We start from the raw sequence: 13,867 nt of genomic DNA, 5'->3' as shown, positions 1-13,867 counted from the left end.
GTAAGTCTTATTTTATTCTAAGGTTAGGCATGAAATTCGTCGATGAAGCAATTATTACGGTAGAGGCCGGTAAAGGTGGAAATGGTTGCTTAAGTTTCAGGAGGGAAAAATTTATTCCTCGTGGTGGCCCTGATGGTGGTGACGGCGGTGATGGTGGAAGTATTTATTTTGAGGCAAGCAGTGATTTAAATACCTTGATTGACTTTCGTTATACTCGCCATTATAAAGCCAAGAATGGCCAACCAGGTATGGGTGGAAACTGCACTGGGAAAAAAGGAGATGACTTACTTATTAAAGTGCCTGTAGGAACTATGGTTTATGATACAGATACGGGTGAGTTACTGGCTGATGTCAATAAACCAGGAAAACCCGTGCTTATTGCTCAGGGTGGATTTCATGGCTTGGGTAATACACGCTATAAAAGCAGTGTTAATCGATCACCAAGACAAACAACACCAGGCAGCCCAGGTGAGTCTAGAAATTTGCGCCTGGAGCTCAGGGTTTTGGCTGATGTTGGTTTATTAGGACTTCCCAATGCAGGAAAATCTACTTTAATAAGAGCCGTCTCAAGTTCAAAAGCAAAAGTAGCTGATTATCCTTTTACAACCTTACATCCTGGTTTAGGTGTGGTCCGAGTTTCTCAGTATAAGAGTTTTGTCATGGCGGATATTCCAGGTCTTATAGAAGGAGCTGCTCAGGGCGCAGGATTAGGACATCGGTTTTTAAAACATCTTTCACGCACATGCGTGTTGCTACATGTTATTGATATTGCCCCATTGGATGGGAGTGATCCAGTAGCTGACGCAAAAGCGATTATTAATGAGTTGGCTCAATATAATCCAGATCTACTGAACAAACCCAGATGGTTGGTATTAAACAAAATCGATATGTTGCCAGATGAGAAAAGCAGGCAAGAGACGATTCAAACCATAATAAAAAGTCTTAATTGGAAAGACAAAGCGTTTGCTATTTCGGCTATAGAGGGTAAGGGGACTCAAGATCTTTGCTATGCTTTAATGCAATTGATTGATGAGATGAAAGAGTCGGAAGCTTAGCCATTCAGCAGCATAATACACAACCATAGGACTTCGATAAGGAATCTGATGCGTTTCTCGACCTTCCTGCAGTTGATTACTGTAGTGAATAATTAATTTGGTTGTGCCTTCAGACGGTAGTTGTGACCAATAGTCTTCTAAACCGCTGAGATGGAAATATAATCTGTTCTTACTAAGATTATGAAAGTGTAACAAATGATAATTTTCTGGTTTAACCAATATGGATTGCAACAATCCTCCTGTGACCTCATCAATAATGGTCACAGGTTCATTAATACGTAATAGAAGATCTCTTAGTTGATCGGATGCTTTGGCTTCTACCGGTGAAATAATATGTGGTTCTACAATCGGATCTATTATGGATTGAATTTTTTCAACTAATTCTTTTTTGCATCGAACCTTGAATTCAAGATAAGGAGTTTCCAATCGATATCCAGTTTGACAGTCTATCCCTTCCAGTGCCTCTTCAAGGATTTGAGCTATTTCACTTTCAGCCAAACCAAAAATTCGCCATTTTAGGATTTGTTTATTGCTATGTCTGGTTTGCAATAATAGAGGAAGTACATAATGATTAAACATAGGTAGGCATTCACGTGGAGGTCCAGGTAATAGAATAAAAGTTTTACCTTTCCATAAATAAGAGCATCCCATCGCAGTGCCATAAGGGTTAGGTAGGAGTCTGGCATTGGCTGGAAAGAGGGATTGCTGCAAATTACCTTGATTTAGCGATATTTTTGCTGCATTTGCTTTGTTTTCTATATGATTCAGCGCCTCTGCATGTTGAATGAGAGGCTCTTTTGTAAATTGTGCTAAAGCAAAGCGAGTAATATCATCTTTTGTTGGCCCAAGCCCGCCAATCGAAATGAGGATATCATGACGTTCAGTCAGGAAATTCAGGCTATCTATAATCTCTTTTTCCTTATCACTGCATGCTACTTGCAATCCAAGTGGTAATCCTTCAGAGCAAAGGGCATGAGCAATATCATGAGCATTGGTATTGAGAGTATCTCCATGTACTATTTCATCACCGGTAGCCAAGATCGCTATTGTCATTTTATGTATTCCAATATGTCATTTCTGAAATGAATTTTATAGCAGAATCTGTAAAATAAGTAATAATTAAATATATAAGGTATTAATGTTATCCGTTTTATCTGTTATTTTTGCGATACTTGAAGTGCTTTGCAAACGTCCATAAGGCAATTTTACCTTTTCCAAAGGCTAACAATAGCTTTCTATGGTTTATAAAACAGTCCAGATATAGCAAAGATGATTAAAACCAGGTTGACATTTAGTTTACTGTTAGGTAATTACTAAAACAAGCTTAGAGGATTTAGTTAACCATTGAAGCCAATCTGAAAAAATGTCTTAGCAATGGTAGTATACCCAAAAATAAAGCAATTTTTAGACAATATTCTTTTTGACTTTATAGGTTAACTTAGCGTGAAAATAGACGTTATTATCCTGAATTACTGGTTTTTGAATAAATACGAGTGAAGGAGAAATTATGGAGTTTCGTAGCCGATATGTAGCACATGTTCCTGACGCTCAGGGTTTAGTCAATTATTCGGCAGAGGAAAACAGAGTTTGGAGTATTTTATTTGAGAGACAACTCCAATTATTACAAGGAAGAGCTTGTGATGAATTTATGTCTGGATTAGAGACCTTGGGTCTTAATTCATGGAACATTCCACAACTTCCAGAAGTAAGTCAACGGTTAAAAGCCAAAACTGGATGGCAAGTAGCACCAGTAGCAGCTTTAATTTCTGCTCGAGAATTTTTTGAATTATTAGCCAAAAAATATTTTCCAGCTGCGACTTTTATTCGGAGTGAAGAGGAACTGGATTATGTGCAAGAGCCAGATATTTTTCATGAACTTTTTGGTCATTGCCCAATGTTAACAGATAAGGTTTATGCTGAATTTGTGTATGATTATGCGTGTAAGGTATTAACTTTTCCTGAGCAGGACTGGGCTCTATTACAAAGGATGTTTTGGTTTACAGTAGAATTCGGGTTGATTAAATCATCCAAAGGGCTTAGAGCCTATGGCGGAGGTATCTTATCTTCTATTAGTGAAACTGTTTATTGTGTGGAGAGTGACATTCCTGTTCGGATTTTATTTGATCCAGTTGTAGCATTTCGGATGCCCTATCGGATTGACCAGCTACAACCAGTTTATTTCGTTATTGATAGTTATCAGAACTTATATGATTTTGTACTTTCTGATATAGGTAAATTAATGGATCGTGCCCGAGAGTTAGGTGAACTTCCGCCTTATTTTAAAGTGGATCCGGATAATCCAAATATTCATATAAGAGCTTGTTAGTGTGTAATTTTCAAAATAGTGGGAATTAGTGGATTAGAGGTACTATGTATTGTAATGATTATCGAGTCTTGTTAACATCAACCAACACAGTTTGTTCATTGACTGTTTGGTCAAGGAGCATCATTTGATTAAGGTATTAATTGTTGATGACCATGCATTGGTTAGAATGGGTATTCGACGATTGCTTGAAGATATGTCGGATGTAGATGTGGTTGCAGATGCCGAAAGTGGTGAGCAAGCTTTGGCATTTGTAAAAACTCATTCCCCGGATGTTGTATTATTAGATATGAAAATGCCCGGGATAGATGGGTGGGAAGTAACACGCCGTTTAAAAAAAACAAACCCAAACATTAAAGTTATTGCTGTTACAGCAATTTGTTCAGATCCTCTCCCTACACGAGTATTACAATTAGGCGCCATGGGTTATCTAACTAAGGAATCCGGAGCTGAAGAAATGGCAGCTGCAATTCGTAAAGTAGCCAAAGGCGAAAAATACCTGAGTGCTGAAATAGCGCAAAAAATGGCAATTAATAGTATCCAGGAATCCCAGGACTCTCCATTTGATCTGTTATCTGAAAGAGAAATGCAAGTCATGTTGATGATTACAAGTGGCATGAATGTGCAAGATATCGCTGATAGATTATTTTTAAGTAGTAAAACCATCAATGGTTATCGATACAGGATGTTTGAAAAATTGGGAATTAAAAATGATGTAGAGCTTACCTATTTGGCTATGAAGCACCGCATTATTGAGCATCCCAATGATTTGTCGCAAGATGATTAGATGTTAATTTCATGAATGATTTACGGCTTTCCGCTGAACTCGCTTTATTTCTTACCAAACTCCCAAGTGATCCAGGTATTTACCGGATGTTGGATAGAGAGGGTACTGTGTTGTATGTGGGTAAAGCAGCCAATCTCAAAAAAAGAGTCAATAGTTATTTTAATAAACAAAATACGGGGGTTAAAACACGTTCATTAGTAAGTCAAATTTCATCTATAGAAATTACAGTGACCAGATCAGAGACAGAGGCCTTATTATTAGAGAGTAATTTGATTAAGGCTTTAAGGCCCAAATACAATGTTTTATTGCGTGATGATAAATCTTACCCTTATATTCATCTGTCAAATCATCCTGATTTTCCAAGAATCGAACTCTACCGTAGTAAAAAGAAGCCGCCCACTGGTAATTTTTTTGGTCCTTATCCTAGTGTCGCTGCTGTAAGAGAAACAATAGTAACAATTCAAAAAGTATTCAAAATTCGCAATTGTCGCGATAGTTATTTTAATGCTCGCTCACGTCCTTGTTTGCAATACCAAATAAAGCGTTGTACCGCACCTTGTGTTAATTATATTTCTCCTGAAAACTACAAGCTATCTGTAGAGGATGCCATGCGTTTTTTACAAGGGAAGTGTCAGATAATTCTTGATGAATTCGCTGAACGTATGACCAAAGCAGTAAGTCAATTGAATTTTGAGGAAGCTGCTATTTTGCGAGATCAGATAAAAAGTTTGCGCCTAATTCAAGAACAGCAAGGAGTTGTACAGTTGCGTGGTGATGCTGATGTCATTGCAATAGAAGCTCGTCCTGGTTTTGCATGTATTCAGTGTGTGACTATTCGTGAAGGGCAAATATTAGGCAGCCAAAGTTTTTTCCCTTCAGTTCCTTTAACGGTATTAGATGAGGAGTTTGATACGAACGCACTCTGGCAGCAGACTTTTGAGGCTTTCATTGGCTTTTATTACCTGGATACACCTGGAAGGATTCCAGACTTGATTATTGCTAATCAACCCATTAAAGAGAATTGTTCATTAGAGGATATCTTATCACAGCAACGTGGTAAATCTTGTAAAATTCAAGTTAACCCAAGAGGAGTGAAATCCAGATGGATGGATTTTGCTGTTAATAATTTACGAATTTCGATAGCAGAATACGTCAATAAACATTCTACTATACGCTCACGATATCAGGCATTAAAACAGCTGTTATCACTTGATAAAAACATAGAGCGAATGGAATGTTTTGATATTAGCCATACTCAAGGAGAGGCAACTATTGCATCTTGTGTTGTATTTGATAAAGAGGGGCCCTGCACTAATGAATATAGGCGTTTTAATATTGAGGGTATTACTCCTGGAGATGATTATGCTGCAATGGAACAGGCTATCTCTCGCCGATTCAAAAGATTGATTGATGCTCAATCATTGCCAGATGTTTTGATTATTGATGGTGGTAAAGGTCAGGTTTCTGTTGCAAAACGAGTATTGATTTCTCTGAATGTGACAGATGTTACTCTATTAGGGATAGCGAAAGGCCCGTCCCGAAAAGCAGGCTGGGAAAAATTAATATTAGTTAATGAAGGCAGAGAGTTTGTCTTACCTGATGACTCCAAAGCACTCCATCTTTTACAGCATATTCGTGATGAGGCTCATCGTTTCGCTATTACTGCTCATCGTAGGAAGAGACAAAAAGCACGTGTTGAATCAACTCTTGAAAGTATCGAAGGGGTTGGAGCTAAGCGACGACAGGCATTGCTTCAGCGTTTTGGAGGATTACGAGAGTTGGCTAAAGCTCCATTGGAAGAAATATCTAAGGTTCAAGGAATCAGTGAGCAGTTGGCAAAAAGAATTTATGAACACTTCCATGCTTGACTGAAATTTGAGTTTTGCCATGCTTAAACCTAAATTCAGCAGTTTAATCTTCTGCACATTAGTTGTTCTCGCTACGATTTAACTGCCGAATTTAGGTTAAAAGACTCTTACCGCGCGGACAGCTGCGGTTTTATTTTTGCCAATATCTTTAATTTCCCCAGTTTTAAAATTAAATACCCAACTGTTTGCAGATGATTTCTCAGTTGAACTCCAGTAATTGCCCTGCAAGAAATTTCCGAGCTCATTACGCATCATATAAATTAAATTCAATTCAAAGCGAGAGGGAATTCTCCAGTCAGAATATAATTTGCCGTCGTTGTCAAAAAGAGCGGGGTTAGTTATGGAATCTTGGGCATCCCACCAGTTGCTTGAGTTATCTTGATCAGAGTTTGCTACTATAAGTCCATGGGTACCTAATGCATTAACATAGATAACAGTACCGCCTAGAATTTTATCACCTAATTGCCGCTTTATACCAGAATTTGCCGGATCCACCCAAATTGTGTTGAAATCAAGATCATTTGATTTAGCGAGTACTTGGCCAACCTCACCTCCTGTGGGTACTCCTCGACCATCAGCACCTGTTTCGCCTTTAGGCCCCGGTATACCTTGAGGTCCTACTGCCCCAGTTTCTCCTCGTGATCCAGTATCACCCTTAGGACCAGGTAATCCTTGAGGCCCAGCCTCACCTCTATCGCCTTGAGGTCCGGGTAGACCTTGAGGCCCAGCCTCACCTCTATCGCCTTGAGGTCCGGGTAGACCTTGAGGCCCAATTTCACCTCTATCGCCTTGAGGTCCGGGTAGACCTTGAGGCCCAATTTCACCTCTATCGCCTTGAGGTCCGGGTAGACCTTGAGGCCCAGCATCACCTCTATCGCCTTGAGGTCCAGGTAGTCCTTGAGGCCCAGTTTCACCTCTATCGCCTTGAGGTCCAGGTAGTCCTTGAGGCCCAGTTTCACCTCTATCGCCTTGGGGTCCAGTTAGTCCTTGAGGCCCAACTTCGCCTCTATCGCCTTTAGGTCCAGGCAGTCCTTGAGGTCCGGATGGGATGCTGCTAATTTTAGCGGTTAATTCATTTTTTAGTTCAGATACTTTATTATCTACATAGGCTTGGGATGCCGGATTACTTTTAGCAAACGTTACTTGTCCCGAGAACAAAACTAATAAAATACTAATGAGGATTTTATTTTGATTTATCATTTTTTTGTTCCTGCAGTCAGCTAATTTTTTAAATACCCAGAAAATTAGCTAAATCATTAAAATAATACCCAATAAAATAGCATGTTGAACAGGAATATTTTGCACATGCCCAATACCACTTTCCAGATCAATAGTGAAGTCTGGTTTAGATCCAAATATACCTTGATACGATAAGGTAATACTGGCGTTTGGTGTAATGGTATAACCGCAGCCCACCATTATTTCACCTGCCAATTGAGAGATGTCGTTAATCGTATCTCTATCCATTTGCCATTGTCTATAAACACCACCAGCCTTAAGTTGAAGAAATACTGGTGCAGTAAACTCGGGAGTAATGCGGACAGTAGTCAAGGTATCTACCATAGGTTTCAAAGTGGTTTGCACCAGAAGGCCTCCAAGGGCATTGACCTCTTCCTCCGTCATTTGCAGTCGCATTTGGTTTCCACTTTGTAAACCTAATTCAAGTCCAAATAAAAAGGGACCTTTTTTTAATAAATCTCTTCCTATAGCAAACCGACCCATTGCAGTGATATGATCGCCTCGGTGTACGTATTGATAATCGGCATAACCCAAACTGGCAGAGACTGTCCAGGGATAATTTATTGTTTTTGAAAGACTCGCATTGCTAAAAAAGAAAATAAATACAAGTATATTAAGAATAAGAATTCTATTTAAAATGTTTGATTGTTTGGAAAAGCAAAAACACATAAGTTAACTTCCACTGCAATTAATGATTGTTGCTTCGTTTGTTTATACCAGTACTTTTTAAATCAAGTAAATGTAGATTCTGTTGAGATTTCTACTATCTTGGCTGAAAAGCCTTGATTTTTCTGTGTACCGTTGCGTACATACTTCCATTTAAAAATCGAATAGAATCTTATAGGATTATTTTATGTTAAGCTATAAAAATAAGTTAGAATTATTAATTGATTAGAGAGTAATTTTTATAAAATGTTGTAATTCTTTCGTAAACTTGGTGTCATTAAAGCTGCATAACTTCATAGCCTATCAAAGGCAATTCTACTATCTTGAGAATCTGTAAATAACCTTTCAATAGCATTTTTCCCTATACGTGACAAAAAATTCTGTCATATGTATAGAGAGAATTTTTTATGGCTTGAGAGTTGATTATATTATTGGAATGCTTTGATTTATTTCTATTTTTTAAATACCTCATGAGTGGTTAAGCCAATCAGTACTGATTTAAATATAGTAATAATTTCAAAATTTTGTTTTAGGTCTAAACTTATATTAAAAATGACCGAAAAAAAGATAAGCAGAATGAAATTTAATTTTTAGCACAAATTTTGCATGACATTATAAAAAATAGGCATGAGGGGGCGGCACCATGAGAAAAATATTATTAACAACATTCATGATGTCAATGGTGACTGTACTTAATGCGGGGCATTTTTATGGAACGGCATTATGTGGTTATCCTCAGTATGAATGTATTAAGGTAACAGGAGGACAAAGTTGGGAAAAATTATTTCCTGATCCAGTTCAGCGCGATATCGTTCAGAGAGTCAATCGTACTTATAATTATCTTTGGTCGGGACGAGAAATAGCCATACCGAAGAATTTAGCCAATATCAATATTTTTGATGTCTCTCCTTTTCCGCTTAAAATTCAAAGTGAAAATGAAAAACAAATTATTGTAGACCAAGAGAAGTTAGCCTGGGGAGCATATGATGCCGCGGGCAATTTAGTCTGGTGGGGACCTATTTCTTCCGGAAGTGATAAATGTTCAGATTCAAATAAAGTTTGCCGTACTTTGACGGGAATTTTTCGTGTATTTAGTAAGGAAAATGTTCGTTGTACTTCGGATGTTTTTCCTATAGGCAGAGGCGGTGCCAAAATGCCTTATTGTATGTATTTTCATAAGGGATTTGCTTTGCATGGCTCCGATGATATTCCTGGGGTAAGGGCTAGCCATGGCTGTGTGCGCATGTTTATCCAAGATGCCAAGTGGTTAAACGAACATTTTGTTGAGTTGTCTAGTGAGCGTAATAATTTTATGGGGACAAAGGTTATTGTACGTCCCTTAAATGACAGTGAGAATAAAAAATGAACAAAATAGCTAGAAGTTCAATAACCATAATCGTGTTGGCGCTCTTAACTGGCGGGTTAAATATATCGGCCTATGCAGCCAAATCTTATAAAGCAAAAACTTCAGAAGATAAGGCTGAAAAAAAAGACAATGGAAAATTTCCACTAGGTTGTACTGCCGTTGGATATCAACAAAATTTAAAGGTTTTGACTCTTTTACCGGGTAAGGAGGGAGCCTTGCAATCAATGTATTTTATTTATAATAAATTACCAGAAACAATTAGTTTGTATCAGATGCATGATAAAGAAAGCCTGTATTCCTATTGGCTTAATCATTCCATAAGGGGTAGTTCTTGGGCTGTTTTAGCAACCGGAGAAAAAGAAGTGAAATTCATCTGTACCTTAGGTGATGGTAAAAAATCTTATGGACGAATATTGGATTGTGCTGATGTGATCAAAGTATGCGAATATGTTAATGTAAAATTTGGTTTGAATAATAAGGGCAATTTTTGGATAGTTGACAGCAATACAAGAAACGGGGCAGTCAGTCAAGTGGTGCATTATGGCATTATACCTGGTGTATAAATGACCATGGAAAGAGGGGAATCTTCATGAAATCACTAGTACCTTTGGTGTGTTTTTTCGTCGCATCTGCCAGCCAACAGGTTTTTGCCGATGATGCGTTCAACGCTTATAGATTAGGTAATTATAATGAAGCGGTTGAACCCCTAATCAGTAAATCAGGACAGGATGCCGTTGCCGAATACTATTTGGGACGACTCTATCTTTATGGATATGGACAGCTCAAGAACAATCGTGTGGCAATGCGTTACTTTACCAAATCGGCAGAGAAAGGATATTTACCTGCTGTCCAGATGATGGCTAAATACAGCTTACTCCATGAGAAAAATCCAGAACAGGCGATTCACTGGTTTAAACAAGCTGCTTCAGTAGGGGATGTAAGCGCACAAATGTTTATGGCCGCCGCATACCTATATGGTGTGGGGGTAAAGAAAAATACTGACGTTGCCAGACGTTATTATATTGATGCTGCAAAAAATGGTAATGCCATAGCCCAATATACCTTGGCTGAGTATTTCCTGGATAGCAAACATGCGGGTAATAAAAAATTAGGAATGATTTGGCTCACGAAGGCGGCTGATGGAGAGAATCCTAAGGCATTAACTGAATTAGGTAAGTTTTATGTGAACGGTCAAATGGTCACTAAAGACGTTCTTAGGGGAGTTGAGCTGTTAAATAAAGCGGCTTCAGAACAATATGTTCCTGCTATGGTAGAACTAGGTAAAGTGGCAGTACTGCAAAATCGATACGATGATGCTATTCAGTGGTTTAATAAAGCGGCCAATCAACATAATACAGAAGCTCTTCTCCAGTTAGCGAATGTTTATTTGCTGGAAAATAGTCCAGTTCATGATACCAAAACAGGTTTCTTATGGACTCTGAAAGCGGCTCAAAATGGTTCAATTCAAGCTCAAAAAGAATTGGCTAATTTATACCAAAAAGGGATTGGAGTAGCTGCTGATGAAGCGTTAGCAAAACAATGGTCTCAGCAAGCAGCTGAGAATGAGAAGAAAAAAGCAGAGCCACCAGCTTTAGCACAAGTAGCATTATGGTTAAGTAATGATTCAACCGACCGATTGGAAGAGACTCCTTATCAGATGAGTGGAATATTTAGTCCATGGAACAATGGAGCAGTATTAAGGAATAATAGTTACAATCAGGCACCTAAACTCGAAACAATAACACGTCAGGATATTTTCAAACCACGATTTGAATTGACTCAACCAAATAATATACCTATAAGCAATTATTATGATGCTTTGATTAGTAAAGAAGTTGAATTTCAAGCCAATCAATGGGCTTATCCAACCTATAGACTGAATCCATATATAGAAGCACTGCAGAGAGCATACAGCCCTGTTGTAGAAAAACTCAATTTACCAGCACCCTATATCGACGCTAATTATTATGAGAACAATGAAACTGCAAACGTTGATTTAATGGATATTTGGACTCCAGGCTGGCAACAAACAGTTAATTATATGTCTGTCGTGAACTATTTGTATTTCAGAGCAATACTTGGAAATGCTCAAACACAATTTGAAATTGGACAATTGTTTCAATATGGCATTGGTTTAATGCAAGATGATGCGTCTGCCATTGTTTTTTATGAAAATGCCGCGGAACAAAAGCATTTAGGGGCTGAATATAATTTGGGAATACTATATTTGAAGCGTGGAAAGGATGAAAATGATTATCAACAGGCTTTGAATTGGTTAACAGACTCGGCATTCAAAGGTAATAAAAGAGCGCAGTATGTATTAGCAAGAATATTGCGGCAAGGAATAGTTGGTCCTGATGGAAAAGAGTACATTAAAGCGAATGATGAGCAAGCTATGGCTATGCTTTATCTTTCAGCAGCGAATGATTATGGTCCAGCAGAATATGAGTTGGCTGAATATTTAGCAAGAGATTATAACAACGGTTTAAGTGTTGACGTCAGAAAACAGAAAATTGCATTAATCAGGAAATTATATCAGAGCGCTGTGAAGAATAGGGTAGCGCAGGCCCTGTTACCTTTAGCATTTTATAATGCGATGGACGCTGATAAACAAAAGCAAGAACAAGCATTTAAAGTAGCTGAAAATCAGGCTGAAACTGGTAATGAAAAAGCGGCTCTGTTATTGGGAATACTCTACGATCGCGGTATTGGGATAAAAACAGATCCTGCCAAAGCCTTGTACTGGTATCAAAAAGCAGGTGAAAATCCTGTAAGTCAGTTTATATTGGGTACCTATTATACAGAAGGAAAAGGGGTTGCTCAGGATAAAGAAAAAGGGTTGGCGTTATTGAAACAATCCACGGATGCCGAATTTTCATATGCTGATTTTAACCTGGCAGTGCTTAAACAACAATCTGGAGAAGAATTTTTACCCTATTTAATCGATTCTTATAAATTGGGTAATAGTCATGCTGGAATAGTATTGGCTGATTACTATTTATCTGAAAGTAGCGATTTGGAACAAATGAATCAAGCGAAGGAGATTTATAAGGGCTTGGCTGATAAAGGTGATCAATATGCGCAATTAAAATTGGCTTATATGTTACAAAAAGGCTTGGGGGCGGAGCCTGACCTTGTTGCGGCTCAATATTGGTATACTGCTTCTGCTGAACAAGGCAATCCAGAAGCACAGTACTTATTAGGTCAATTTTATCAGGTAGGTGAAATAGGAGAGCCGGATTATAATTTAGCGAAACAATGGTATCAAAAAGCAGCTAAACCATTATCTAAAGCTGATGTGGCATTAGGTTTTATTTATGAAACCGTGGATGATAATTACGGTAAAGCTTTGAAAGCCTATGAACAGGCTGCAGCGAAAGGGGATGTGTTAGGTGCTTATAATTTGGCCTTAATGTATGAGTATGGCAAAGGGGTGCCTGTAAACTACTCGAAAGCACTGATTTTATTTAAAGAAGCTGCAGAGAAAGGCGTTCCTGAAGCAATGAGCCAATTAGCTGGAATGTATTTTTATGGTTTAGGCAATCCTCGAAATGAACAAGAGGCTTTGGTATGGTATAAAAAAGCAGCAAATTTAGGTAATAGTAATGCTTTGTATGCCCTCGGTTTATTATCTGAAACGGGTGTTGGTGTTAAATTGGATTTTCCTGATGCTCTAAGGTATTACCAGGAAGCATCTGATAAAGGCAATGAAAAGGCAATGCTGGCTTTAGCAAGAATGTATCATTATGGCTTGGGAGTAGAAAAAGATCATAAAAGATCAGCCAGTATTTATGAAAAATTAGTGCAAAAACAAAATGCTTATGCTCAATATCAATTGGGTACTTATTATATTGAAGGGACAGCGGGAGAGAAATTACCTGAAAAAGGTCGTCAATTATTAGAGCAAGCCAGTGAAAATGGTAGTTTACAGGCACGGAGAGTACTACAAAGATTATATGCACAAACACAAGATAAAGTGAGCTATGTGGAGCCTGTGTTATTTAACAGCGTCCCTAAGTTTGATGGTCAAAGTGCGGATATGATCTATTTCGATGCTTTGAATGAATGGAATCATGGGGAGGAACTTTTATCCAGGATGATTTTACATCGTTTAGTCACCCAGTATCCTAATTTCATACCTGCGAAAAGAGCCTATGAACAATTGAATCAGGCAAAATTAATCAATAATTTGGGTTAAAGCAACGGATTTGCTTCATGGAGCTGCTTTTAATGTAACCAACCAGATGACTTTTCTGGACTACAAGGCCTGGGTTGCTTTTTTGATCGATGCACATTATTGATTAGATTCTTGCATAAGCGGCATCTTTTATTTTATTGCTGCGTTGTAAAAGTTTCTACGAAGCTCTATATTATAAACTCCATTCCTCGAGACCATCGAGCCTAACACCAAAGCAAAATACACAGATTATGCATGGGTCCAATTATTTTAATCGAATTCAATTTTGTTCTAAAGAGATTAAATTTTGGTTTATCTTACTCTTTACGAAAGTGTATTCATATCTTATTGTGATTTTAAGAATAATATTCAAGGGCTATCCATTC

10 protein-coding genes are annotated in these 13,867 nt (G+C 38.1%); 7 read left to right on the top strand and 3 right to left on the bottom strand.

All coding sequences use genetic code 11. The features are described from left to right. The first annotated feature begins 29 nt into the window (after positions 1-29). Positions 30-1,055: an Obg family GTPase CgtA gene (gene cgtA, locus ACZ5EK_RS13990; protein WP_464425332.1), complete on the top strand. Its 1,026-nt coding sequence runs from the start codon at positions 30-32 to the stop codon at positions 1,053-1,055. Here cgtA and ACZ5EK_RS13985 read toward each other — a convergent pair. After that, positions 1,014-2,108, bottom strand: coding sequence for a competence/damage-inducible protein A (locus ACZ5EK_RS13985; RefSeq protein WP_464430310.1), 1,095 nt, complete (start codon positions 2,106-2,108; stop codon positions 1,014-1,016). The two genes, cgtA and ACZ5EK_RS13985, sit on opposite strands and share 42 nt — an antisense overlap. Before the next feature lie 454 nt (positions 2,109-2,562). On the opposite strand from ACZ5EK_RS13985, the gene phhA reads away from it, so the two are divergent. From phhA to uvrC, 3 genes are all read left to right on the top strand, one after another. Continuing rightward, positions 2,563-3,381: a phenylalanine 4-monooxygenase gene (gene phhA, locus ACZ5EK_RS13980; protein WP_464430308.1), complete on the top strand. Its 819-nt coding sequence runs from the start codon at positions 2,563-2,565 to the stop codon at positions 3,379-3,381. Positions 3,382-3,505: 124 nt separating this feature from the next. After that, positions 3,506-4,165, top strand: a complete 660-nt coding sequence (letA, locus tag ACZ5EK_RS13975; RefSeq protein WP_464425329.1) for a two-component system response regulator LetA — start codon at positions 3,506-3,508, stop codon at positions 4,163-4,165. An 11-nt stretch (positions 4,166-4,176) separates the two neighbouring features. Then, positions 4,177-6,033 (top strand): excinuclease ABC subunit UvrC, encoded by a 1,857-nt coding sequence (gene uvrC / locus ACZ5EK_RS13970; RefSeq protein WP_464430306.1) that lies wholly within the window; start codon positions 4,177-4,179, stop codon positions 6,031-6,033. A 96-nt stretch (positions 6,034-6,129) separates the two neighbouring features. On the opposite strand, the gene lcl is transcribed toward uvrC, so the two are convergent. Together lcl and ACZ5EK_RS13960 are read right to left on the bottom strand one after the other, a co-directional pair. Then, complete coding sequence (gene lcl / locus ACZ5EK_RS13965; protein ID WP_464430304.1) at positions 6,130-7,233, bottom strand: collagen-like adhesin Lcl; 1,104 nt, start codon at positions 7,231-7,233, stop codon at positions 6,130-6,132. A 48-nt stretch (positions 7,234-7,281) separates the two neighbouring features. Continuing rightward, positions 7,282-7,941, bottom strand: a complete 660-nt coding sequence (locus ACZ5EK_RS13960; protein ID WP_464430303.1) for a hypothetical protein — start codon at positions 7,939-7,941, stop codon at positions 7,282-7,284. Between the two features lie 640 nt (positions 7,942-8,581). Between ACZ5EK_RS13960 and ACZ5EK_RS13955 the strand changes: the two genes are divergently transcribed. The 3 genes from ACZ5EK_RS13955 to ACZ5EK_RS13945 are packed head-to-tail and all read left to right on the top strand — an operon-like array spanning position 8,582 to position 13,502. Next, on the top strand, positions 8,582-9,304 hold the full coding sequence (locus tag ACZ5EK_RS13955; protein WP_464430300.1) for a L,D-transpeptidase: 723 nt from the start codon (positions 8,582-8,584) through the stop codon (positions 9,302-9,304). Further along, positions 9,301-9,867, top strand: coding sequence for an endopeptidase IV (locus tag ACZ5EK_RS13950; protein WP_464430299.1), 567 nt, complete (start codon positions 9,301-9,303; stop codon positions 9,865-9,867). The genes ACZ5EK_RS13955 and ACZ5EK_RS13950 overlap by 4 nt, the downstream gene beginning before the upstream one ends. A gap of 26 nt (positions 9,868-9,893) precedes the next feature. Further along, positions 9,894-13,502: a tetratricopeptide repeat protein gene (locus tag ACZ5EK_RS13945; protein WP_464430297.1), complete on the top strand. Its 3,609-nt coding sequence runs from the start codon at positions 9,894-9,896 to the stop codon at positions 13,500-13,502. Positions 13,503-13,867 lie beyond the last annotated feature (365 nt).

It is taken from the genome of Legionella sp. JM-2024 (assembly GCF_055389095.1).
This window is presented reverse-complemented; position numbering and strand designations above follow the sequence as displayed.

Bases quoted from the DNA above. Each gene is read 5' to 3' on its own strand.
- cgtA (WP_464425332.1), top strand. From the start codon at position 30: ATGAAATTCGTCGATGAAGCAATTATTACGGTAGAGGCCGGTAAAGGT.
- ACZ5EK_RS13985 (WP_464430310.1), bottom strand. From the start codon at position 2,108: ATGACAATAGCGATCTTGGCTACCGGTGATGAAATAGTACATGGAGAT.
- phhA (WP_464430308.1), top strand. From the start codon at position 2,563: ATGGAGTTTCGTAGCCGATATGTAGCACATGTTCCTGACGCTCAGGGT.
- uvrC (WP_464430306.1), top strand. From the start codon at position 4,177: ATGAATGATTTACGGCTTTCCGCTGAACTCGCTTTATTTCTTACCAAA.
- lcl (WP_464430304.1), bottom strand. From the start codon at position 7,233: ATGATAAATCAAAATAAAATCCTCATTAGTATTTTATTAGTTTTGTTC.
- ACZ5EK_RS13960 (WP_464430303.1), bottom strand. From the start codon at position 7,941: ATGTGTTTTTGCTTTTCCAAACAATCAAACATTTTAAATAGAATTCTT.
- ACZ5EK_RS13955 (WP_464430300.1), top strand. From the start codon at position 8,582: ATGAGAAAAATATTATTAACAACATTCATGATGTCAATGGTGACTGTA.
- ACZ5EK_RS13950 (WP_464430299.1), top strand. From the start codon at position 9,301: ATGAACAAAATAGCTAGAAGTTCAATAACCATAATCGTGTTGGCGCTC.
- ACZ5EK_RS13945 (WP_464430297.1), top strand. From the start codon at position 9,894: ATGAAATCACTAGTACCTTTGGTGTGTTTTTTCGTCGCATCTGCCAGC.